Source organism: Mycolicibacterium monacense (genome assembly GCF_010731575.1).
Taxonomy (GTDB): domain Bacteria; phylum Actinomycetota; class Actinomycetes; order Mycobacteriales; family Mycobacteriaceae; genus Mycobacterium; species Mycobacterium monacense.
The window spans coordinates 2,685,556-2,704,918 of the sequence record NZ_AP022617.1; the positions used below are offsets into that span (position 1 = coordinate 2,685,556).

23 protein-coding genes are annotated in these 19,363 nt (G+C 70.3%); 7 read left to right on the forward strand and 16 right to left on the reverse strand.

The annotated features are described in order from the left end of the window. Window positions 1-136: 136 nt before the first annotated feature. Together rpsO and G6N49_RS12860 are read right to left on the reverse strand one after the other, a co-directional pair. Window positions 137-406, reverse strand: a complete 270-nt coding sequence (gene rpsO / locus G6N49_RS12855) for a 30S ribosomal protein S15 (protein WP_011559497.1) — start codon at window positions 404-406, stop codon at window positions 137-139. Between the two features lie 122 nt (window positions 407-528). Next, on the reverse strand, window positions 529-1,506 hold the full coding sequence (locus G6N49_RS12860) for a bifunctional riboflavin kinase/FAD synthetase (protein ID WP_041309599.1): 978 nt from the start codon (window positions 1,504-1,506) through the stop codon (window positions 529-531). Window positions 1,507-1,587: 81 nt separating this feature from the next. On the opposite strand from G6N49_RS12860, the gene mntR reads away from it, so the two are divergent. After that, entirely contained in the window at window positions 1,588-2,304 is a 717-nt protein-coding gene (gene mntR, locus G6N49_RS12865) for a manganese-binding transcriptional regulator MntR (protein WP_041309596.1), read from the forward strand. 28 nt (window positions 2,305-2,332) lie between these two features. Here mntR and G6N49_RS12870 read toward each other — a convergent pair whose 3' ends face one another. From G6N49_RS12870 to G6N49_RS12885, 4 genes are read right to left on the reverse strand one after another with little or no spacing between them, the layout of a single operon-like run. Further along, the gene (locus tag G6N49_RS12870; protein ID WP_011559494.1) at window positions 2,333-2,746 is read right to left on the reverse strand and encodes a CBS domain-containing protein; all 414 of its coding nucleotides are present in this window, start codon (window positions 2,744-2,746) and stop codon (window positions 2,333-2,335) included. A 31-nt stretch (window positions 2,747-2,777) separates the two neighbouring features. After that, window positions 2,778-3,671, reverse strand: a complete 894-nt coding sequence (gene truB / locus G6N49_RS12875) for a tRNA pseudouridine(55) synthase TruB (RefSeq protein ID WP_083044601.1) — start codon at window positions 3,669-3,671, stop codon at window positions 2,778-2,780. Continuing rightward, on the reverse strand, window positions 3,668-4,339 hold the full coding sequence (pptT, locus tag G6N49_RS12880) for a 4'-phosphopantetheinyl transferase PptT (RefSeq protein ID WP_011559492.1): 672 nt from the start codon (window positions 4,337-4,339) through the stop codon (window positions 3,668-3,670). Before pptT ends, truB begins: the two co-directional genes overlap by 4 nt. Continuing rightward, complete coding sequence (locus G6N49_RS12885) at window positions 4,336-5,298, reverse strand: ACP phosphodiesterase PptH (RefSeq protein WP_011559491.1); 963 nt, start codon at window positions 5,296-5,298, stop codon at window positions 4,336-4,338. Before G6N49_RS12885 ends, pptT begins: the two co-directional genes overlap by 4 nt. A gap of 153 nt (window positions 5,299-5,451) precedes the next feature. Here G6N49_RS12885 and G6N49_RS12890 point away from each other — a divergent pair, with 153 nt between their 5' ends. Together G6N49_RS12890 and G6N49_RS12895 are read left to right on the forward strand one after the other, a co-directional pair. Beyond that, entirely contained in the window at window positions 5,452-6,033 is a 582-nt protein-coding gene (locus G6N49_RS12890) for a DUF3558 domain-containing protein (protein WP_011559490.1), read from the forward strand. A gap of 47 nt (window positions 6,034-6,080) precedes the next feature. Beyond that, window positions 6,081-7,736, forward strand: coding sequence for a CocE/NonD family hydrolase (locus G6N49_RS12895; protein WP_064916741.1), 1,656 nt, complete (start codon window positions 6,081-6,083; stop codon window positions 7,734-7,736). Here G6N49_RS12895 and G6N49_RS12900 read toward each other — a convergent pair. Beyond that, on the reverse strand, window positions 7,725-8,273 hold the full coding sequence (locus tag G6N49_RS12900; RefSeq protein ID WP_011559488.1) for a DUF1802 family protein: 549 nt from the start codon (window positions 8,271-8,273) through the stop codon (window positions 7,725-7,727). The genes G6N49_RS12895 and G6N49_RS12900 overlap by 12 nt on opposite strands. Then, window positions 8,270-8,563: a DUF2277 domain-containing protein gene (locus G6N49_RS12905; RefSeq protein ID WP_011559487.1), complete on the reverse strand. Its 294-nt coding sequence runs from the start codon at window positions 8,561-8,563 to the stop codon at window positions 8,270-8,272. Before G6N49_RS12905 ends, G6N49_RS12900 begins: the two co-directional genes overlap by 4 nt. A 38-nt stretch (window positions 8,564-8,601) precedes the next feature. On the opposite strand from G6N49_RS12905, the gene G6N49_RS12910 reads away from it, so the two are divergent. Further along, the gene (locus G6N49_RS12910; protein WP_083044602.1) at window positions 8,602-9,369 is read left to right on the forward strand and encodes an enoyl-CoA hydratase; all 768 of its coding nucleotides are present in this window, start codon (window positions 8,602-8,604) and stop codon (window positions 9,367-9,369) included. A 13-nt stretch (window positions 9,370-9,382) separates the two neighbouring features. Here the strand turns inward: G6N49_RS12910 and G6N49_RS12915 are convergent, their stop codons facing one another. Further along, entirely contained in the window at window positions 9,383-9,805 is a 423-nt protein-coding gene (locus G6N49_RS12915; protein WP_064873102.1) for a MerR family transcriptional regulator, read from the reverse strand. A gap of 46 nt (window positions 9,806-9,851) precedes the next feature. On the opposite strand from G6N49_RS12915, the gene G6N49_RS12920 reads away from it, so the two are divergent. Continuing rightward, window positions 9,852-10,475: a class I SAM-dependent methyltransferase gene (locus tag G6N49_RS12920; RefSeq protein WP_064873104.1), complete on the forward strand. Its 624-nt coding sequence runs from the start codon at window positions 9,852-9,854 to the stop codon at window positions 10,473-10,475. Here the strand turns inward: G6N49_RS12920 and G6N49_RS12925 are convergent. The 7 genes from G6N49_RS12925 to rimP form a co-directional block, all read right to left on the reverse strand. Next, window positions 10,470-11,804, reverse strand: coding sequence for an MATE family efflux transporter (locus tag G6N49_RS12925; RefSeq protein WP_064916739.1), 1,335 nt, complete (start codon window positions 11,802-11,804; stop codon window positions 10,470-10,472). The two genes, G6N49_RS12920 and G6N49_RS12925, sit on opposite strands and share 6 nt — an antisense overlap. Continuing rightward, window positions 11,797-12,792, reverse strand: a complete 996-nt coding sequence (locus tag G6N49_RS12930; protein ID WP_064873108.1) for a DHH family phosphoesterase — start codon at window positions 12,790-12,792, stop codon at window positions 11,797-11,799. Before G6N49_RS12930 ends, G6N49_RS12925 begins: the two co-directional genes overlap by 8 nt. Further along, a complete protein-coding gene (rbfA, locus tag G6N49_RS12935; protein WP_011559481.1) occupies window positions 12,767-13,282 on the reverse strand; it encodes a 30S ribosome-binding factor RbfA in 516 nt (171 codons plus the stop codon). The genes G6N49_RS12930 and rbfA overlap by 26 nt, the downstream gene beginning before the upstream one ends. A gap of 3 nt (window positions 13,283-13,285) precedes the next feature. Next, on the reverse strand, window positions 13,286-16,048 hold the full coding sequence (gene infB, locus G6N49_RS12940; RefSeq protein ID WP_011559480.1) for a translation initiation factor IF-2: 2,763 nt from the start codon (window positions 16,046-16,048) through the stop codon (window positions 13,286-13,288). Between the two features lie 78 nt (window positions 16,049-16,126). Next, a complete protein-coding gene (locus G6N49_RS29770) occupies window positions 16,127-16,570 on the reverse strand; it encodes a YlxR family protein (protein ID WP_011855381.1) in 444 nt (147 codons plus the stop codon). Then, window positions 16,560-17,603: a transcription termination factor NusA gene (gene nusA, locus G6N49_RS12950; protein WP_011559478.1), complete on the reverse strand. Its 1,044-nt coding sequence runs from the start codon at window positions 17,601-17,603 to the stop codon at window positions 16,560-16,562. Before nusA ends, G6N49_RS29770 begins: the two co-directional genes overlap by 11 nt. Beyond that, window positions 17,600-18,178: a ribosome maturation factor RimP gene (gene rimP / locus G6N49_RS12955; RefSeq protein WP_011559477.1), complete on the reverse strand. Its 579-nt coding sequence runs from the start codon at window positions 18,176-18,178 to the stop codon at window positions 17,600-17,602. The genes nusA and rimP overlap by 4 nt, the downstream gene beginning before the upstream one ends. A gap of 173 nt (window positions 18,179-18,351) precedes the next feature. Between rimP and G6N49_RS12960 the strand changes: the two genes are divergently transcribed. Together G6N49_RS12960 and G6N49_RS12965 are read left to right on the forward strand one after the other, a co-directional pair. Continuing rightward, complete coding sequence (locus G6N49_RS12960) at window positions 18,352-18,861, forward strand: Tat pathway signal protein (RefSeq protein WP_011559476.1); 510 nt, start codon at window positions 18,352-18,354, stop codon at window positions 18,859-18,861. Continuing rightward, window positions 18,858-19,328, forward strand: a complete 471-nt coding sequence (locus G6N49_RS12965; RefSeq protein WP_011559475.1) for a ferritin-like domain-containing protein — start codon at window positions 18,858-18,860, stop codon at window positions 19,326-19,328. The genes G6N49_RS12960 and G6N49_RS12965 overlap by 4 nt, the downstream gene beginning before the upstream one ends. The last annotated feature ends 35 nt before the right edge of the window (window positions 19,329-19,363 follow it).

Below are 19,363 nucleotides of genomic sequence, written 5' to 3' on the forward strand. Positions count from 1 at the left end.
ACCAATGCTACATGGCGGGTATCTGCGACCCGAGCCCGGACGACCGAGCGGCGATTCGCCCCCATGTACGACGAAGCCGCGGCGGACCCGACGTGTGGACGGGCCCGGCCGCGGCCGGGGTCGAGCGGATCGGGCGTCAGCGACGCAGACCCAGTCGTTCGATCAGCGAGCGGTAGCGCTCGACGTCGACCTGCGCGACGTACTTCAGCAGCCGGCGGCGACGACCGACCAGCAGCAGCAGTCCGCGCCGCGAGTGGTGATCGTGCTTGTGCTGCTTGAGGTGCTCGGTGAGGTCCGAGATGCGCTTGGTCAGCAGGGCGACCTGCGCCTCGGGTGAGCCGGTGTCCGACTCGTGCAGGCCGTACTGGCCCAGGATCTCTTTTTTCTGCTCGGCGGTAAGCGCCACGAAAACAACTCCATCCATCGGTCCGCGGGAAACAAAACAGTGCCCTCACAAGAAGGCCGACGCGGCCGCCGCGAACTGCAGCACACGTCGTTGACGCCGAGAAGTCTAACAGCGAGGTGCCGCTAGACAGAATTGCGCAGGATCGTGCGGGCCCGTTCGGTGTCGGTGCCCATCGTGGCGATCAGGTCGTCGACCGAGTCGAACTTCTCCTGCCCGCGGATGCGGGCCACGAAGTCGACGGCGACGTGCTGTCCGTAGAGGTCGGCGGCGGTGTCGAGGACGAACGCCTCGACGGTGCGGGTGCGCCCGGAGAACGTCGGGTTGGTGCCCACCGACACCGCGGCCTGGTAGCGCTCACCGGGCACCACCGTCCCCATCACCGGACCGTGCCCCAGGACGGTGAACCAGGCGGCGTACACGCCGTCGGCCGGAATCGCCGAGTACATCGGCGGGGCCACGTTCGCGGTCGGAAAGCCCAGCCCCCGGCCCCGGCCGTCGCCACGCACCACGACACCCTCGACGCGGTGCGGTCTGCCCAATGCCTCCGCGGCCGCGACGACGTCACCGGCGTCGACGCAGGAGCGGATGTAGGTCGACGAGAAGGTGACGGTCTCGTCGCGGTGGTGTTCGGCGACCAGCGACAGGCTGTCGACGGCGAAGCCGAACCGCTCCCCCGCCTTGCGCAGCAGCTCGACGTTGCCGGCCGCCTTCTTGCCGAACGTGAAGTTCTCGCCGACGACGACCTCGACGACGTGCAACCGTTCGACGAGCAGTTCGTGGATGTAGCGCTCGGGCGTCAGCTTCATGAAGTCCGCCGTGAACGGCATCACCAGGAACACGTCGATGCCGAGTTCCTCGACGAGCTCCGCCCGGCGGGTCAGCGTCGTCAGCTGGGCCGGATGGCTCCCCGGGAACACGACCTCCATGGGATGCGGGTCGAACGTCATCAACACCGTCGGCACACCGCGGGAACGGCCCGACTTGACCGCGTTGTCGATCAACTCCGCGTGCCCCCGGTGGACACCGTCGAACACTCCGATGGTGACGACACATCGCCCCCAGTCCGTGGGGATGTCGTCCTGACCCCGCCAGCGCTGCACGACCGCAAGCCTACGGCGCGCCACACTCACCGGCTCCGGTAGATCACCGGATCGGCCGCCGAATGCCTAAACTTTGTGACTGTGAGTCCTGACAGCAACTCCCGCGATCTGACGACGGTCGCTCAGGACTACCTCAAGACCATCTGGACCGCGCAGGAGTGGTCGCACGAAAAAGTCAGCACGAAGTTGCTGGCCGAACGAATCGGCGTGTCGGCGTCCACCGCGTCGGAGTCGATCCGCAAACTCGCCGACCAGGGTCTGGTCAACCACGAGAAATACGGCGCGGTGACGCTGACCGATGCGGGCAGGCATGCGGCCCTGCAGATGGTGCGACGGCACCGGCTGATGGAGACGTTCCTGGTCAACGAGCTGGGTTACAGCTGGGACGAGGTCCACGACGAGGCCGAGGTCCTCGAGCACGCGGTGTCGGATCTGATGCTGACGCGCATCGACGCCAAACTGGGCCACCCGACCCGCGATCCGCACGGCGATCCGATACCGGCCGCCGACGGGCGGGTGCCCACCCCGCCCGCGCGCCAGCTGTCGGAGTGCGAGGACGGCGACGCGGGCACGGTCGCCCGGATCTCCGACGCCGACCCGGAGATGCTGCGGTACTTCGACAGCGTCGGGATCAGCCTGGACTCACGACTGCGGGTGCTGGCCCGGCGCGACTTCGCCGGACTGATCACGGTCGCCGTAGACAGCCCCGAGAGCGCCGACGGCGGCGCCACCGACACCGAGACCACCGTCGATCTGGGCAGCCCCGCCGCCGAGGCGATCTGGGTCGTCGCGGGCTAGTCGCGAGAACCCGGCGCGAAAGACGCGGTCAGCGAGGCAGATCCGCGTCGGCGGCGTACACCCCGAGCAGGTCGCGGGCCGACACGATGCCGACCAACCTGTCGTCCTGCTCGACCAGCACGTGGCGGATGTAGCGATCCATCATCCGCGTCGCCACGAAGTCCACCGTCGCGTCGCCTTCGCACCACACCAGGTTCGTGGTGGCCACCTCGTCGGCACGGACGGTGGCCGGGTCACGACCGGAGGCCACCACGCGGACGACGTCGCGCTCGGACACCAGTGCGGTGGGCCGATCGTCGTCCCCGATGAGGACGGCGCCCACCTCTTTGTCGATGATCGCCGTCGCCACGTCGGCCACCGTGGCGTCGGCGGGCACACGCACGACCGCGTCACCGGTGAGTGTCGAGACCTGAATCGAACCTGCGGAGGGAAGGTCAGTCATGCCACCATGCTCGCATTGACGACCCCTGCCGCTAAAGGGTGGCCGGGCGGAGGACCACCACCGATTTCGTCCGTTGCGGTCCGTCCTCGAGCAGCGCGAGAACCGATCCGTCCGGCGCGGCGGCCGCGTAGACGCCGTCGATCCCCGCCGGCGCCAGCGCCCGCCCGTGCCGGGTGGACTCCGCCTCCGCGGGGGTCAGGTCGCGGTGCGGGAACGACAGCAGACACGCCTCGTCCAGCGAATGGCTCAGCCGCGGTTCGTCGGCCAGTGCATCCAGCGGGTACGCCTCGTCGAGCCCGAACCGTCCCACCCGGGTGCGGCGCAGCGCGGTCAAATGCCCGCCGACCCCGAGCGTGTCGCCGACATCACGGGCCAGAGCGCGGATGTAGGTGCCGCTGGAACAGTCCACCGCGACGTCAACGTCGACGAACCCGTCCACCCGGCGGATCGCGAGCACCTCGAAACGGTCGATGCGCACCCGCCGGGCCGCCAGTTCTATCGTCTGCCCCTCCCGCGCGAGCTTGTAGGCGCGCTGGCCGCCCACCTTGATGGCACTGACCGCAGAGGGCACCTGGTCGATCTCCCCGCGCAGCGCTGCGACCGCGTGTCCGATCTGCTCGTCGGTGATCCCGGTCGCCGGTGTGGTCTCGACGACGTCGCCTTCGGCGTCCTCGGTCGTCGTCGTCTGCCCGAGCCGGATGGTCGCCTCGTAGGACTTGTCGGTCGCGGTGAGCAGCCCGAGCAGTTTGGTGGCGCGGTCGATGCCGACGACGAGCACCCCCGTGGCCATCGGGTCGAGCGTGCCCGCGTGACCGACCTTGCGGGTGCCGAAGATCCGCCGGCACCGGCCGACCACGTCGTGGCTGGTCATGCCTGCGGGTTTGTCGACGATGACGATGCCGCCGCCCACCCCCGCACCGCTCACAGCACGATCGCCGTCAGCGCCAGCCCGTCACGCACCGACCACCGGCCCTCCAGGGTGCTCAGCGGCGGACCGGATTCGGCGGCCGGATCGACGAGCACCTTGGAGACGAACCGTCCGGTCTGCCCGGACCCGTCGACGTCGAAGGTGATGTGGGCATCCTCGAAGCCGAGCCATCGATGCGTCAGCGGGAACCAGGCCTTGTAGGTGGCCTCCTTGGCGCAGAACAGGATCCGGTCCCAGTGCAGGCCGCCGGGCAGCGCCGCCAGTGCGCTGCGCTCGGCGGGCAGGCTGATCGCGTCGAGGACACCCTTGGGCAACACGCCGTGCGGTTCGGCGTCGATCCCGATCGAGCGCGCGTCACCGCGGCGGGCGACGGCGGCACCGCGAAAGCCCTCGCAATGGGTGAGGCTGCCCACCACCCCGTCGGGCCAACACGGTTCGCCCTTGTCTCCCTTGAGAATCGGCACCGGAGGGAGGCCGAGTTCGCCGAGCGCTTCGCGCGCGCAGAACCGTACGGTCACGAACTCGTTGCGGCGCTTGGCGACCGAGCGCGCGATCAACGGTTCCTCTTCGGGCAGCGGCGCGATGTCGGGCGGATCGTCGTAGCGTTCAGCGGAGACGGCCTTGTCCCCCAACACCTCCGGCAGCAGCGTCACCTGCGGGCTCATCCGCGCCTCGCCCTGATCCGCTCCTGCATCTTCGCGGCGTTCTCCCGCATCTCCTGGGTGATCTGGAAGTGGCCGCCGAATTCGTTGAGGTAGCCGGTCGGGTACCTCGGCTCGGGCAGGATCTGGCGCAGCCATCGATACGGCTTGCGGCGCCGCCATTCTCGCGGATAGCCGACCGACACCTCTTCGAAGCGCACGTCGTCGTACCAGGTGGTGCGCGGAATGTGCAGATGGCCGTACACCGAACACGACGCGTTGTACCGGGTGTGCCAGTCCGCGGTCGCCGTCGTACCGCACCACAGCGAGAACTCCGGGTAGAACATCGCCTCACAGGGTTCGCGCACCATCGGGAAGTGGTTCACCTGGATCGTCGGCGTCATCCAGTCGAGATCCTCGAGACGCTTGCGGGTGAAGTCGACCCGGTCGCGGCACCAGGCGTCCCGGGTGGCGTAGGGCTCGGCGGACAGCAGGAACTCGTCGGTGCCGACGACGTTGCGTTCGCGGGCCAGGGCCAGCCCCTCGGCCTTGGACGCGGTGCCCGGCGGCAAAAAGCTGTAGTCGTACAGCAGGAACATCGGCACGATCGTGGCGGGACCACCCTCCTCGGTCCACACCGGGAAGGGGTGCTCCGGGGTCACGATGCCCATCTCGTCACACATCGTGACCAGGTAGTCGTAGCGCGAGCGGCCGAAGATCTGCATCGGATCCTTGCTCGTCGTCCACAGCTCGTGGTTTCCCGGCACCCAGATCACCTTCGCGAAACGCTTCCGCAGCAGGTCCAGCGCCCAGCGGATCTCGTCGGTGCGCTCCCCGACGTCACCGGCGACGATCAGCCAGTCGTCCGGGGAGGAGGGATAGAGCGACTCGGTGACCGGCTTGTTCCCGGTGTGACCCGTGTGCAGGTCGCTGATCGCCCACAGCACCGGTCGCCGGTCGCGGGAGTTCTGGTGAGTCGCCACAGCCCACCAGCCTACTGATCCGCCGCCGACCGCCGACCCGAGCAACTAGAACGTGTTCTCATTCCCGGTTCTGCGCGAGAGTGCGGACGGTTACACTCCCCTTCCAGGGTCGGATCACGACGGCGGCGCTCCGCCAGAATCACAGGGGGTGACATGGCCGCCAAGCTGAGAGTGCTCTCGGCGTTGTGTGCGCTGTTCGCGGCGGTCATGGTGGTGATCGCGACCAACCCGACGGGTGAATCGGCCACCGGCCGGGTCGACCTGCGCTCGACGTTCCTGCCGCTGACCGGATCGACGACCATCAAGTACCCGGTGGTCGAAACCGTCGACCCGTCACCGTTCGACCCGTGCCGCGACATCCCGTTCGACGTCGTCCAGCGGGCCGGCCTGGCCTACACGCCGCCTGCCCCGGAGGACGCGCTGCGCTGCAAGTACGACGCGGGCAACTACCAGATGACCATCGAGGCATTCGTCTGGCGGACCTACGAGGAGACCCTGCCGCCCGACGCCGTCCAACTCGACATCGCCGGTCACCGGGCCGCGCAGTACTGGATCATGAAGCCCACCGACTGGAACAACCGGTGGTGGACCACCTGCGCGGTCGCGTTCGACACCAGCTACGGCGTCATCCAGCAGGTGCTGTTCTACTCGCCGATCTACTCGCAGCCCGACGTCGACTGCATGCAGACCAACCTGCAGAAGGCGCACGAACTGGCGCCGCACTACATCTACTGACACATCTACCGAAGGGCGGTCGGGCCCCGCTGACTACCCTTGGCCGGATGACGTCAACCGGTCCCGCGGTATTGCGCCGTTCCGTCGGCAACGCAATCAGCCGGCTGCTCTCCGTCCCCTCGCACACCAGTGGTTTCGCCGTCGAGCGCGGGGTGCGGGTGCCGATGCGCGACGGTGTCGACCTGATCGCCGACCACTACATCCCGGACACCCCGACCGCGTCGGGCACGTTGCTGGTGCGCGGACCGTACGGTCGCGGCTGGCCGTTCTCCCTGCTGTTCGCGGTCGTCTACGCGACGCGCGGGTACCACGTGGTGGTGCAGAGCGTGCGAGGCACATTCGGCTCCGGTGGCGAGTTCACCCCGATGGTCCACGAGAAGGACGACGGCGCCGACACGGCGGCCTGGCTGCGTGAACAACCCTGGTTCACCGGGTCTTTCGCCACCGTCGGGCTGTCCTACCTCGGGTTCACCCAGTGGGCGCTGCTCACCGACCCCCCGCCCGAACTCAAGGCCGCCGTGATCGCGGTCGGACCGCACGACTTCCGCGCGTCGTCGTGGGGCACCGGGTCGTTCTCGCTCAACGACTTCCTGGGCTGGAGCGACATGGTCGCCCGTCAGGAGGACACCCGGGGAATCGCGGCCCTGATCCGGCAGGTGCGGGCGCGCCGGGCACTGGCCCGCGCGACCGCCGACCTTCCGCTCGGTGCGGCCGGACGCCGACTCCTCGGCGACGGGGCGCACTGGTACGAGTCGTGGATCGAACAGGCCGACGACGCCGCGTTCTGGGACGAGTTGCGCGCCAACGAGGCGCTCGACCGCGTCGACATCCCGATCCTGCTGTTCGGCGGCTGGCAGGACCTGTTCCTCGAGCAGACCCTGCACCAGTACACCCATCTGCGGGGCCGGGGTGTGCCCGCCGCGCTGACCGTCGGGGCGTGGACGCATACGCAGCTGATGACGAAAGGCGCCCCCACGGTGGTGCGTGAGACGCTGGACTGGCTGGGCACCCACCTGGGCGGCGGCCCGGAATCCGGGCGCGCGCCGGTGCGCATCGAGATCAACAACGACGGGTGGCACGACCTCGCGGACTGGCCGCCGCCGATGCCCGAGTACGTGCTGTTCCTGCGCACCACCGGCCAATTGTCCGCGGCGCCACCGGATCCGACCGCACCGCCGTCGGTGTTCACCTTCGATCCGACCGACCCCACCCCGACCGTCGGCGGTCGGCTGCTGTCCCCGCAGGGCGGCTACCGCGCCGACCGGCGGCTGGCCGAACGCGATGACGTGCTCGCCTTCACCGGCGACCCGCTGCCCGCGGACCTCTACGTGGTGGGAACGCCCGTGGTCGAACTCGCGCACTCGTGCGACAACCCGCACCGCGATCTGTTCGTCCGCCTGTCCGAGGTGGACCGGAAAGGCCGCTCCCGCAACGTCACCGACGGGTTCCGGCGCCTGACGGGTGAGGACGGCACCGTGCGGCTCGAACTCGACGCGGTGGCCCACCGCTTCCGCGCGGGCTCGCGCCTGCGAGTCCTGGTCGCCGGCGGCTCGCATCCGCGGTTCGCCCGCAATCTCGGGACAGGTGAACCGCCGATCAGCGGGAGTACGACGGTCCCGGCCACCCACACGGTGCACCACGGGCGGGGCGGGGTGTCACGTCTGCTGCTGCCCGCGGGCCCGCAGCCCCCGTCAGCCCACTGAGCGGCGCACCGACTCGGCGATCGCGGCGAGCGTCGCGTCGTCGTGCACGGGCGGCTCCCACGCCGGGTGCACCGGCAGGTCCACCCAGCTGGTGCAGCCGCCGAATTGCGGGGTGCGTTCGATGCGCACCGGCTCGGCCAGCGGGCTGACCTGGACCACCAGCACCGTCAGCCGGTGCTTCGGCCGGAAATCGAGACGGTCGGCCTGCACCGACTCGGCGGTCCAGATGTGCATCGGCTCGAGTTCGCCGACGGCCTCGGGGCGGTTGACCTCGACTGCGGCGACGACTCTGGCGCCGGCGCGCAGCGTCAACGCCTCCTCGGTGCTGTCGGCGGCGGCCCGGTCGAGGAGGTCGCGGTGTTCGGCGCGCACCCGTTCGGCGTGACTGTGGGCGACCGTCGGGAACAAGACGAATCGGTCGGCATCCACCCGGAACCGCTTCTCACCGATGCCGCCCTTGCGCAGCAGCACGGTCTGCCTGCCGTCGAGCATCGCGTGCACGGCGGCGCTCCACTCCTTGAGCGCCGGGGTGCTCACGCCTGCGCACGCGAGGAGCGATCGAGCCCTGGGTTGAGCCGTGCGCGCACCTCGGGGCGGCGCAGCGGCGGCACGCTCTTGGGCGGCTGGCGGCGTGGGGGCAGCCGCGACAGCAGCCGCGTCGTCGTCGCGGTGACCTCGGCGACCGCCGTCTCGAACGCCTCGGCGTTGGCGGCCGTGGGACGCGTGACCCCGCTGACCTTCCGGACGTACTGCCGGGCCGCCGCCTCGATCTCCTCAGCCGTCGCCGCCGGCTCCAGGCCGCGCAGCTCGGTGATGTTTCGGCACATGACAGCCACGATAGGCGCGGCGGCTACCGTCTAGCACCATGAGTAACGCTGACACCCCTGACGTCCTGGCGATCGAGACCACCGATCGGGTCCGCACCCTGACACTGAACCGGCCGCAGGCCCGCAATGCGTTGTCCAAGGCACTGCGGGAGGCGTTCTTCACCGCATTGCGGAATGCGGAGTACGACGACGACGTCGACGTGGTGATCGTGACCGGCGCGGACCCGGTGTTCTGCGCGGGCCTGGACCTCAAGGAACTCGGCGACCAGACCCAGTTGCCGGACATCTCCCCGAAGTGGCCGTCGATGACCAAACCGGTCATCGGCGCGATCAACGGTGCGGCGGTGACCGGCGGGCTGGAACTCGCGCTGTACTGCGACATCCTGATCGCCTCGGAGCAGGCCCGCTTCGCCGACACCCACGCCCGGGTCGGCCTGCTGCCGACCTGGGGCCTCTCGGTGCGCCTGCCGCAGAAGGTGGGCGTCGGCATGGCCCGGCGGATGAGCCTGACCGGGGACTACCTGTCGGCGACCGACGCGTTGCGGGCCGGCCTGGTCACCGAGGTCGTCCCCCACGCCGAACTGCTGCCCACCGCGCGAACGATCGCCGCGTCCATCGTCGGCAACAACCAGCGTGCGGTGCGCTCGCTGCTGGAGTCCTACCACCGCATCGACGAGTCCCAGACCGCGGGCGCGTTGTGGCTGGAGGCCGACGCCGCGCGCCGGTGGATGGCGTCGGCCACCGGCGACGACATCGCCGCCAACCGCGCCGCGGTGTTGGAGCGGGGCCGCGCCCAGGTGCGCTGACCCGGCGGGCCCCCTAGGTGTGTTCGGCCGCGAGCTCCTCGACGCTCATCCCGTCGACGAGACGGTCCAGCGCGCCGATCATCGTCGGACATTCCCGGGCGGGGTGGTCGGTCGGGCATCCCAGCGCATTCGTGAGGAACCGTTGGGCCCCTTGCGCCCTGGCGATCACCCGGTCCAGCTCGGCGATCTGCTCGCGCACCGTCTCCCGCCACTGCTCACTCGGTGCGTCGAGCACCGCCACCGCGGTGTCGAGCGGCAGACCGAGCCCGTGCACGATCTTGAGCAACGCGAGCCTGCGCAGCTCGTCGGGCCCGTACATCCGCCGTCCCGACCGCCGCCCCTGCGGGCGGACCAGACCCCGGTCGTCGTAGTAGCGCAACGCCGACGTCGTCATCCCCAGGCGGGCGGCCGCCTCGCCGATCGGAATCGCCTCCATCGGGCCATTTGACTTCAACCGGACTTGAACCGGCAAGGTCGATCACATGACCGAACACCCCACCGTGGTCAACCACCACGCCGGCCAGCCCGGCTTCGGCGGCCTCGTCGGCGTCCTGTTCGCCGTCGTGTTCCTGCTCACCGGACGCGGTAACGCCCGCCTCGCCGCCGACGTCGCCGCGGTGTCGGCGGACGACCGTGTCGTCGACGTCGGGTGTGGCCCCGGGACCGCCGCCCGGCTCGCGGCCCGCCGGGGCGCCCGGGTCACCGGTGTCGACCCGTCGGATGCCATGTTGCGGGTAGCGCGGGCGGTGACCCGTCGTCGCACCTCGGTGACATGGGTGCGGGGCGGCGCCGAGGCACTGCCCGTGCCCGATGCGTCCGCGACGGTGGTGTGGGCGCTGGCCACGGTGCACCACTGGCCCGATGTCGGCGCGGCCCTGACCGAGATCCGCCGCGTGCTGTCTCCGGGCGGTCGGCTGCTCGTGGTCGAACGCCAGGTACAACCCGGCGCGACCGGGTTCGCCAGCCACGGCTGGACCGCACAGCAGGCCGAAACATTTGCCGCACTGTGCAGGTCCGCCGGCCTGACCGATGTCGGCGTGACCGGCCGCGGGCGCGGGCGCCGAGCCGTCTGGACCGTGCGCGGGGTCCGGCCCGCGGGCCTATGACGTCCCGGGCACCAGCCAGCGCCCGGACAGCGCCCGCCACCCGACGAACACCAGTCGCAGCACCATGAACGTGGACAGCCCGGCCCAGATGCCGAGCAGTCCCCACCCGAACGCCAGCGACAGCCAGATCAGCGGCAGGAACCCGACCAGCGCGCTGATCAACGTGGCATTGCGCATGAACTTCGCATCGCCGGCGCCGAGCAGCACCCCGTCGAGGGCGAAGACCACGCCGGCGACCGGCAACTGCCCCACCAGGAACCACCACGGCACACCGATCTCGTCGAGCACCGTGCGATCGTCGGTGAACACACCTGGCAGTACCGACGACCCGACGGCGAACACCAGCGCCAACAGCCCGGCGGCCACCGTCGAGAAGAGGGTCACCCGCCACGCCACCGACTTCGCGTGGGGCAGGTGACCGGCCCCCAGCGCCGCACCGACCAGTGACTGCGCGGCGATGGCGAGCGAATCGAGCACCAGCGCAAGGAAATTCCACAACTGCAGCACGACCTGGTGGGCGGCGACCGCGGCCGCACCGAACCGTGCGGCCACCGCACCGGCCGAGACGAAGCAGGCCTGGAACGCCACGGTCCGCAGCACCAGATCGCGCCCCATCACCACCTGAGCGCGCAGCACCGAAGGCTGCAGGCGCAGCGGCACCCGCTCCACGATCAGCGCCCGACAGAACAGGATCGCGGCCAGCCACTGTCCGACCAGGTTGGCCACCGCCGAGCCCTCGAGCCCCATCCTCGGCGCGCCCAGCCAGCCGTACACCAGCAACGGGCACAGCACCGCGGACACCGCGAACCCGAACACGACGTAGCGCAGCGGCCGCACCGTGTCCTGCACCCCGCGCATCCACCCGTTGCCCGCCGCTGCCACCAGAATCGCGGGCACCGCCAGGCTGGCGATGCGCACCCACGGCAGCGCGGTCTCGGCGATCTCACCGCCGGCGGCCAGTGCGGACACCAACGGCACCGCCGTCGCCTGCACGGCGACCACGATGGTCGTGCCGATGGCCAGGGCCAGCCAGGTGGCCTGTACGCCCTCTCCCACCGCCGCCGTCCGGTTGCCCGCGCCGTAGAACCGTGCCGCGCGCGCCGTCGTGCCGTACGACAGGAAGGTCAGTTGTGCACTGAGCACACCCATGACGAGCGCACCGATCGCGAGCCCGGCGAGGCTCAGCGCGCCCAGCCGACCGACGACGGCGAGGTCGAACAACAGGTAGATCGGTTCGGCGGCGAGCACGCCGAGCGCCGGGAACGCCAGTGCCGCGATGCGCCGGCTGGTCGCCGGTTCGACAGGCGCGACGCCGTCGGGCTCAACCAAGTGCGGCTCGCAGCGCCGCCACCACGTCGTCGGCGGGACCGCTGGCCGAATAGCCGGCCGCCAGTCGGTGACCGCCGCCGCCGAAGGCACTGGCCACCGAGGACAGATCGATCGACTTCGCCCGCATCGACACCGACCACTGCTGCGGTTCGAGCTCCTTGAACACCGCGGCCACCTCGGCCTGCTGCGTGGTGCGCACGATGTCGACGATGCTCTCGACCTCTTCGGGCCGTGCGCCGGCCAACTCCTCGTGAGAGACCACCGCGTACACCAGGCCGCGGCCGTCCACCGCGTCGGGCAGCAGACGGGCCGACGCCAGCACGCGTGACAGCATCGGCAGCCAGGCGAACGGGTGGGTGTCGAGCAGCGTCCGGCTGATCGCGGCGTTGTCCACGCCGATCTCGACGAGCCGCGCGGCCAGCCGATGCGCGCGGGCGCTCGCCCAGCGGAACGATCCGGTGTCGGTGGTCAGGCCGGCGTAGAGGCAGTGCGCCACGCCGAGGTCGATCGGCTTGTGCCACGCGTCGAGCAGCTCGGCGACCAGCATCGTGGTCGAGTCCGCCGACGGGTCGACGTAGTTCGCGGTGCCGAACAGTTGATTGGACGCGTGGTGGTCGATCACCAGCACGCGCCGTCCCGGGACGGCCAGATCACCCAGCGCGCCCAACCGGTTCACGCTCGGAATGTCAACGGTGACAACCAGGTCGGCATCGCGGCGCATCGCCTCCGGCGCCACCAGCAGGTGGCCGCCGGGCAGCGACTGCAACGACTCCGGCAGCTCGGCGGGTGCGGCGAAGCTGACCTGCACGGACTTGCCCGAGTGGTCGAGCACCAGTGCGAGGGCCAGCCCGGCGCCGATGGTGTCGGCGTCCGGATAGACGTGACAGACCACGCTGACCGTGGCGGCCGCGGCCAGCAGGTCGGCCGCCCGGTATGCGTCTACACGCGCGCCGGCAGGTACGTCAGTCGTCTTGTCGATTGCGGTCACCGGTGTCCTCAGCGTCGAACTCGGCCTGAACTTCTCCAGACCCCCCGGCTTCTTCCTCCACCCCACTCACACGGTACGGGTCAGCGTCGCCCGCGTGCTTGGCGCCCTCGCGAACTCTCGCCAAATCCTCATCTGCGGCGCGTGCGCGGGCCAGCAGCTCCTCCATCCGGTGAGCGGTGTCGGGCACCGTGTCGCGCACGAACGCCAGGGTCGGGGTGAACCGAACCCCGGTCCCGGCGCCCACCTTGGTGCGCAACACGCCCTTGGCCTTCTCCAGCGCGGCCGCCGCCCCGGCGTAATCCGGTTCCTCGTCGAGGCTGCGGCCCAGCACCGTGTAGTACAGCGTCGCGTCGTGCAGATCGTTGGTCACCTTGGAGTCGGTGATGGTGACACCGGCCAGCCGCGGATCCTTGATCTCGTACTCGATCGCCGAGGCGACGATGGTGGAGATGCGCTTGGCCAACCGCTTCGCTCGTGCGGGATCAGCCATGGCCTACGTCCGCGCTTTCTCGACCAACTCGTACGTCTCGATGACGTCGCCCTCCTTGATGTCGGAGTACGTCAGCGTCAGACCGCATTCGTAACCGTCGCGAACCTCGGTGACGTCCTCCTTCTCCCGCCGCAGCGAGGAGACGGTGAGGTTCTCGGCAACCACGACGTTGTCGCGCAGCAGACGCGCCTTGGCGTTGCGCCGCATGATGCCCGACTGCACGAGGCAACCGGCGATGTTGCCGACCTTCGACGACCGGAAGATCGCGCGGATCTCGGCGCGGCCGAGCTCCTTCTCCTCGTAGACCGGCTTGAGCATGCCCTTGAGCGCGCTCTCGATCTCGTCGATCGCCTGGTAGATCACCGAGTAGTACCGGATCTCCACACCCTCGCGGTTGGCCAGCTCGGTGGCCTTGCCCTCCGCGCGGACGTTGAACCCGATGATGATCGCGTCCGAGGCCGACGCCAGGTTGACGTTGGTCTCGGTGACACCACCGACGCCGCGGTCGATGACGCGCAGCTCCACCTCGTCGTCGACCTGGATGCCCAGCAGGGCCTCCTCGAGCGCCTCGACCGTACCGGCGTTGTCGCCCTTGAGGATCAGGTTCAGCTGGCTGGTTTCCTTCAGCGCCGAATCCAGATCCTCGAGGCTGATGCGCTTGCGGCTGCGGGCGGCCAGCGCGTTGCGCTTGCGCGCGCTGCGCCGGTCGGCGATCTGACGGGCGATGCGGTCCTCGTCGACGACCAGCAGGTTGTCACCCGCGCCGGGCACCGACGTGAAGCCGATGACCTGCACCGGCCGTGACGGCATGGCCGCCTCGACGTCCTCGCCGTGCTCGTCGACCATGCGGCGCACACGCCCGTAGGCGTCGCCCGCGACGATCGAGTCGCCGACCCGCAGGGTGCCGCGCTGGATGAGCACGGTCGCGACGGGGCCGCGGCCACGGTCGAGGTGCGCCTCGATCGCCACACCCTGGGCCTCCATATCGGGGTTCGCCCGCAGGTCCAGCGATGCGTCCGCGGTCAACAGCACCGCTTCGAGCAGCGCATCGATGTTGGTGCCCTGTTTGGCCGAGATGTCGACGAACATGGTGTCGCCGCCGTACTCCTCGGGGATGAGGCCGTACTCGGTGAGCTGCCCGCGGATCTTCTGCGGGTCGGCGCCCTCCTTGTCGATCTTGTTCACCGCCACCACGACCGGCACGTCAGCGGCCTGTGCGTGGTTGATGGCCTCCACCGTCTGCGGCATGACACCGTCGTCGGCGGCGACCACGAGGATCGCGATGTCGGTGGCCTTGGCGCCACGGGCACGCATGGCGGTGAACGCCTCGTGACCCGGGGTGTCGATGAAGGTGATGAGCCGTTCGTTGCCGTCGAGCTCGGTCAGCACCTGGTAGGCGCCGATGTGCTGGGTGATGCCACCGGCCTCGCCCTCGCGGACGTTGGCCTGGCGGATGGTGTCCAGCAGTCGGGTCTTGCCGTGGTCGACGTGGCCCATGACGGTGACGACCGGCGGGCGGATCTCGAGATCGCCCTCGTCCCCGGCGTCTTCTCCGTAGGACAGGTCGAAGGACTCGAGCAGCTCGCGGTCCTCGTCCTCGGGCGAGACGACCTGCACGACGTAGTTCATCTCGCTGCCGAGCAGTTCGAGGGTCTCGTCGTTCACCGACTGCGTCGCGGTGACCATCTCACCGAGGTTGAACAGCGCCTGGACCAGGGACGCCGGGTTGGCGTTGATCTTCTCGGCGAAGTCGGACAGCGATGCGCCGCGGGCCAACCGGATGGTCTCGCCGTTGCCGTGCGGCAACCGCACACCACCGACGACCGGGGCCTGCATGTTCTCGTATTCGGCCCTCTTCGCGCGCTTCGACTTACGACCGCGCTTCGGCGCGCCGCCGGGACGACCGAACGCACCGGCAGCGCCACCGCGCTGACCGGGCCGTCCACCGCCGCCGGGACGGCCGCGGAAACCTCCGGCAGCCGCGCCACCGGCGCCGCCACCACCGCCGGCGCCACCGCCGCGGTAGTTACCGCCACCACCGCCACCGGGACCACCGGGACGACCACCGCCGCCACCGGGGCCACGGCCACCGGGGCCGGGACGGGGACCGCCCGGACGTCCCGCGGGGGCACCCGGACGGGGACCGGCCGGACGCGGCGGCATGTTGTTGGGCGACATACCGGGACGCGGCGTACCGGGCCGGGGGGCTCCGGGACGCGGCTGCGGCCGGGGAATCGGCCGGTCAACGGGCTGTTGCGTGGAGAACGGGTTGTTGCCGACGCGCGGGGTGCGCGGTGCGGGCTTGGGTGCCGGGCCGGGCCGGGGACCCGGCGTCGGGCCCGGCCGTGACGGCGCGGGGGCCGACGGCGCCGGGGCGGGAGCCGGAGCGGACGCCGCAGGAGGCGGCGTCGGGGCGGCGGCTGCCGGTTGCGGCGGCGCGACGGGCTGCGGTGCGGCGGGTTTGGGAGCCGCCGGTTTCGCGGGGGCCTGCGGTGCCGGCGCGGGGGCCGGGGCGGCCGCAGCGGCGGCCGTGGCCGGTGTCGCGGAGGTGGCCGGTGCGGCCGTCGCCCCGTTGCCCGCGCTCTTCGCGGGGGCGGGTGCGGATTTACTGCCGAACTTCTCGCGCAACCGGCGCGCTACGGGTGCCTCGACTGTCGACGAGGCTGACTTGACGAACTCGCCCTGCTCTTTGAGCGTTGCGAGTAGTTCCTTGCTGGTGACACCGAGTTCCTTTGCCAACTCGTGCACGCGAGCCTTACCTGCCACTACATCTCCATCTCTAGAGGCGACAGCGGTGGTAGGCGCCGCGCCTCGGGTTAGCTATGACGCATGGTCATCGGGACTTCACGGTGTGCTCATGTTCTTCGCTACCTGTTCTCTTGCCGGGTGAGGCGAACCCGCCGAAAGACTCTCGACGTGCTCGATCACCGCGGATAGGTCCGGTGAACCGGTGATTCGCAACGCTCGGACGAACGCTCGCCGCCGAATTGCCGCGTGTAGACACTGCGCGTCGGGATGCAGCCAGGCACCCCGCCCGGGCAGATTACCCGTCGTGTCAACGGTCGCGGCGCATTCGCCATTCCCGTCGACCACAGCGGCCACTCGAAGCAGTTCGACGGCCAGCTCTCGCCTCCGGCATCCCACACATGTCCGCACGGGCCCCGTGGCGGCGGCTTTCGTACTTCGACGCGGCGATACCGGAATCTCGCGCTGGCTCACGGTTGAGTCTAGCGCCCCGGCCCCTGCGAACCGAAACGGCCGTGCAATATCGGCGGCTCTACCGGTCACGTACCGCCGATTGCGGAGCGTCCGAATCGGGCCGGTGCTGATCGGGCGGTGCGGCGTCGCTCCGGATGTCGATCCGCCAGCCGGTCAGCCGGGCCGCGAGCCGGGCGTTCTGCCCTTCCTTGCCGATCGCCAGCGACAGCTGGAAGTCCGGCACCACGACCCGCGCGGCCCGGGTCTGCTCGTCGATGACGCTGACCGAGACGACCTTGGCCGGCGAGAGGGCGTTGGCGACGAACCGCGCCGGGTCCTCGTCGTAGTCGATGATGTCGATCTTCTCACCGGACAGTTCGCTCATCACGTTGCGGACCCGCTGGCCCATCGGACCGATGCAGGCGCCCTTGGCGTTGAGGCCGGGCACGCGCGAGGCCACCGCGATCTTCGACCGGTGCCCGGCCTCGCGGGCGACCGCGACGATGTCGACCGAACCGTCGTTGATCTCGGGCACCTCGAGGCTGAACAGTTTGCGCACCAGGTTCGGGTGCGTACGGGACAGGGTGATCAGCGGTTCGCGGGCACCGCGGGTCACGCCGACGACGTAGCAGCGAAGCCGGTCGCCGTGCTCGTAGCGTTCGCCGGGCACCTGCTCGGCGGCCGGGATGACGCCCTCGTTGCCCTTGGTCTCGCTGCCCATGCGCACCACGACCAGGCCGCGGGCGTTGGCGCGGGCGTCGCGCTGGATGACCCCGGCGACGATGTCGCCCTCGCGGGCGGAGAACTCGCCGTAGTTCTTCTCGTTCTCCGCATCGCGCAGGCGCTGCAGGATGACCTGCCGTGCGGTGGTGGCGGCGATGCGGCCGAACCCCTCCGGGGTGTCGTCCCATTCCTGGATCAGGTTGCCGTCGGCGTCGGTCTCGCGCGCCATCACCTTCACCGCGCCGCTCTTGCGGTCGATGTCGATGCGCGCATCCGCCTGATGGCCCTCGGTGTGACGGTAGGCGGTCAACAGCGCCGATTTGATCGTGTCCACGACGACGTCGACCGAGATTCCCTTGTCCGCCTCGATGGCGTGCAGTGCCGCCATGTCGATGTTCATGCTCCGGCCTCCTCTCTCGGTTGGCCGGTCAACTCCAGCTCACGCTGGCTCGGTGGTGAGAACTCCACCTGGACAACGGCTTTGACTATTCCTTCCAGCGGCAACTCACGTACCGAGAAGTTGGCGCGCGCACCTTCGCGGACCACCAGCGACACCGACTCACCGTCGGCGGTCAGCGCACCGATCCGGCCGGTCAGCTGCGAACCGTCGGACAGGGTCAGCTCGACCTTGCGTCCACGGGCCCGCCGATAGTGCTTCTCGGTGGTCAACGGTCGGTCCACCCCCGGTGAGGTGACCTCGAGGACGTAGGTGGCCGCGTCGGCGGTGACGCCGGGGCCCGACTCGTCGACCCGGTCGAGCTGCTCAGAAGCAGAGCGCGACAGGCTCGCAACGGTGTCCAGATCCAGCGGGCGGTCGCCGTCGACGACCACGGTGATGCGTGGCGGGCGTGCCCCGCCGTCGATGACGACGTTCTCGATCTCGTATCCGGCGCGTGCGAACTCGCCGTCGAGTAGCTCCTTCACCTGCTCCTGCGACGGCAACCCCGTCGGCCGCAACTTCGGCTCCGGTGCCACGGCGAGCTCCTCATCTTGAGTTGTCCTGACGCTGCCGGCAGCCCGGCCACATGGCCGCCGGAATCGACTACTCACGATACGCCAGGGCCGCCAGGGCAGACAGCGAACGCCGCAGCGCCCGACGCGGCACCGCTGTCACGGCCATCGCGGTCCCGGCTGGCAGGATGTCCCTCGTGCCGAGCGCCCCTGTCCCCGCCGTCATCAGCAGGCGTGGTCTGCTCATGAGCGCCGCGACGCTGGCGGTGGTCGGTGTGTCCGTCGCGGCGTGCGGCTCCGCACCGCCGCCGCCCGAGGTCGACGAACTGACCGCGCAGCTGGACCGGGCCCGCGCCGACAGCCGGCTGGCCACCGACGCCGCCGCGACCGCACGCCAGCCCATGAAACAGACGCTGACCACGATCGCCGCCGAACGCGACGCCCACGCCCAGGCGCTGGCCGACGAGCTCGTCAGGCTGGTCGGCACCGAAGCCCCGACCGCCACCGCGCCGACGAGCACGGCCGCCCCGGCCACACCGGCCACGGTTCGCGAGGTCATCGGCGCGTTGCGGCAGTCCGCCGAGAGCGCCACCGGCCTCGCGGCGCAGATGTCGGGGTATCGCGCCGGTCTGCTCGGATCGATCGCCGCTTCCTGCACCGCGGCGTGGCGGGTCGCACTCGCGCCACCGGCGAAGGACACGCCGTGACCTCTGTCGAGCCGACCCCCCCGGCACGCCCGGCCGACAGCGCGGACGGGGCGCTCTACGACGCGATCGCCACCGAACACGCGGCCATCTACGGGTACGGCCTGGTGTCGGCGCATTCCACGCCGGAGGTGAACTGGCTGGTGTCGGCGTCGATCGCCGAGCACCGGGAACGCCGGGAGGCCGCGATCGCGCTGCTGGAGCAGCGGCAGGTGGCAGCGCCGCTGCCCGCGGCCGGCTACCAGGTGCCGATGCGGGTCGACGATCCCAGGGACGCCGCCAAACTCGCGGTCCGGATGGAGGAGGACGGCGCCGCCGCGTGGCGGGCGGTCGTCGAACAGGCCACCGGCACCGAGGACCGGACGTTCGGGCTCACGGCCCTGACCGAGTCCGCGGTCGCGGCGGCGCGCTGGACGCAGATCGCGGGCACCGATCCGGTCACCGTCGCCTTCCCCGGCGGCAACGAGTAGCGCTACCGCACCGGGGCATCATTTGTGCTACCGCA

Coding starts and splice junctions, on each gene's coding strand:
- G6N49_RS12870 (WP_011559494.1), bottom strand. CDS start 2,746: ATGACTGACCTTCCCTCCGCAGGTTCGATTCAGGTCTCGACACTCACC.
- pptT (WP_011559492.1), bottom strand. CDS start 4,339: ATGAGCCCGCAGGTGACGCTGCTGCCGGAGGTGTTGGGGGACAAGGCC.
- G6N49_RS12890 (WP_011559490.1), top strand. CDS start 5,452: ATGGCCGCCAAGCTGAGAGTGCTCTCGGCGTTGTGTGCGCTGTTCGCG.
- G6N49_RS12895 (WP_064916741.1), top strand. CDS start 6,081: ATGACGTCAACCGGTCCCGCGGTATTGCGCCGTTCCGTCGGCAACGCA.
- G6N49_RS12905 (WP_011559487.1), bottom strand. CDS start 8,563: ATGTGCCGAAACATCACCGAGCTGCGCGGCCTGGAGCCGGCGGCGACG.
- G6N49_RS12910 (WP_083044602.1), top strand. CDS start 8,602: ATGAGTAACGCTGACACCCCTGACGTCCTGGCGATCGAGACCACCGAT.
- G6N49_RS12915 (WP_064873102.1), bottom strand. CDS start 9,805: ATGGAGGCGATTCCGATCGGCGAGGCGGCCGCCCGCCTGGGGATGACG.
- G6N49_RS12920 (WP_064873104.1), top strand. CDS start 9,852: ATGACCGAACACCCCACCGTGGTCAACCACCACGCCGGCCAGCCCGGC.
- rbfA (WP_011559481.1), bottom strand. CDS start 13,282: ATGGCTGATCCCGCACGAGCGAAGCGGTTGGCCAAGCGCATCTCCACC.
- nusA (WP_011559478.1), bottom strand. CDS start 17,603: ATGAACATCGACATGGCGGCACTGCACGCCATCGAGGCGGACAAGGGA.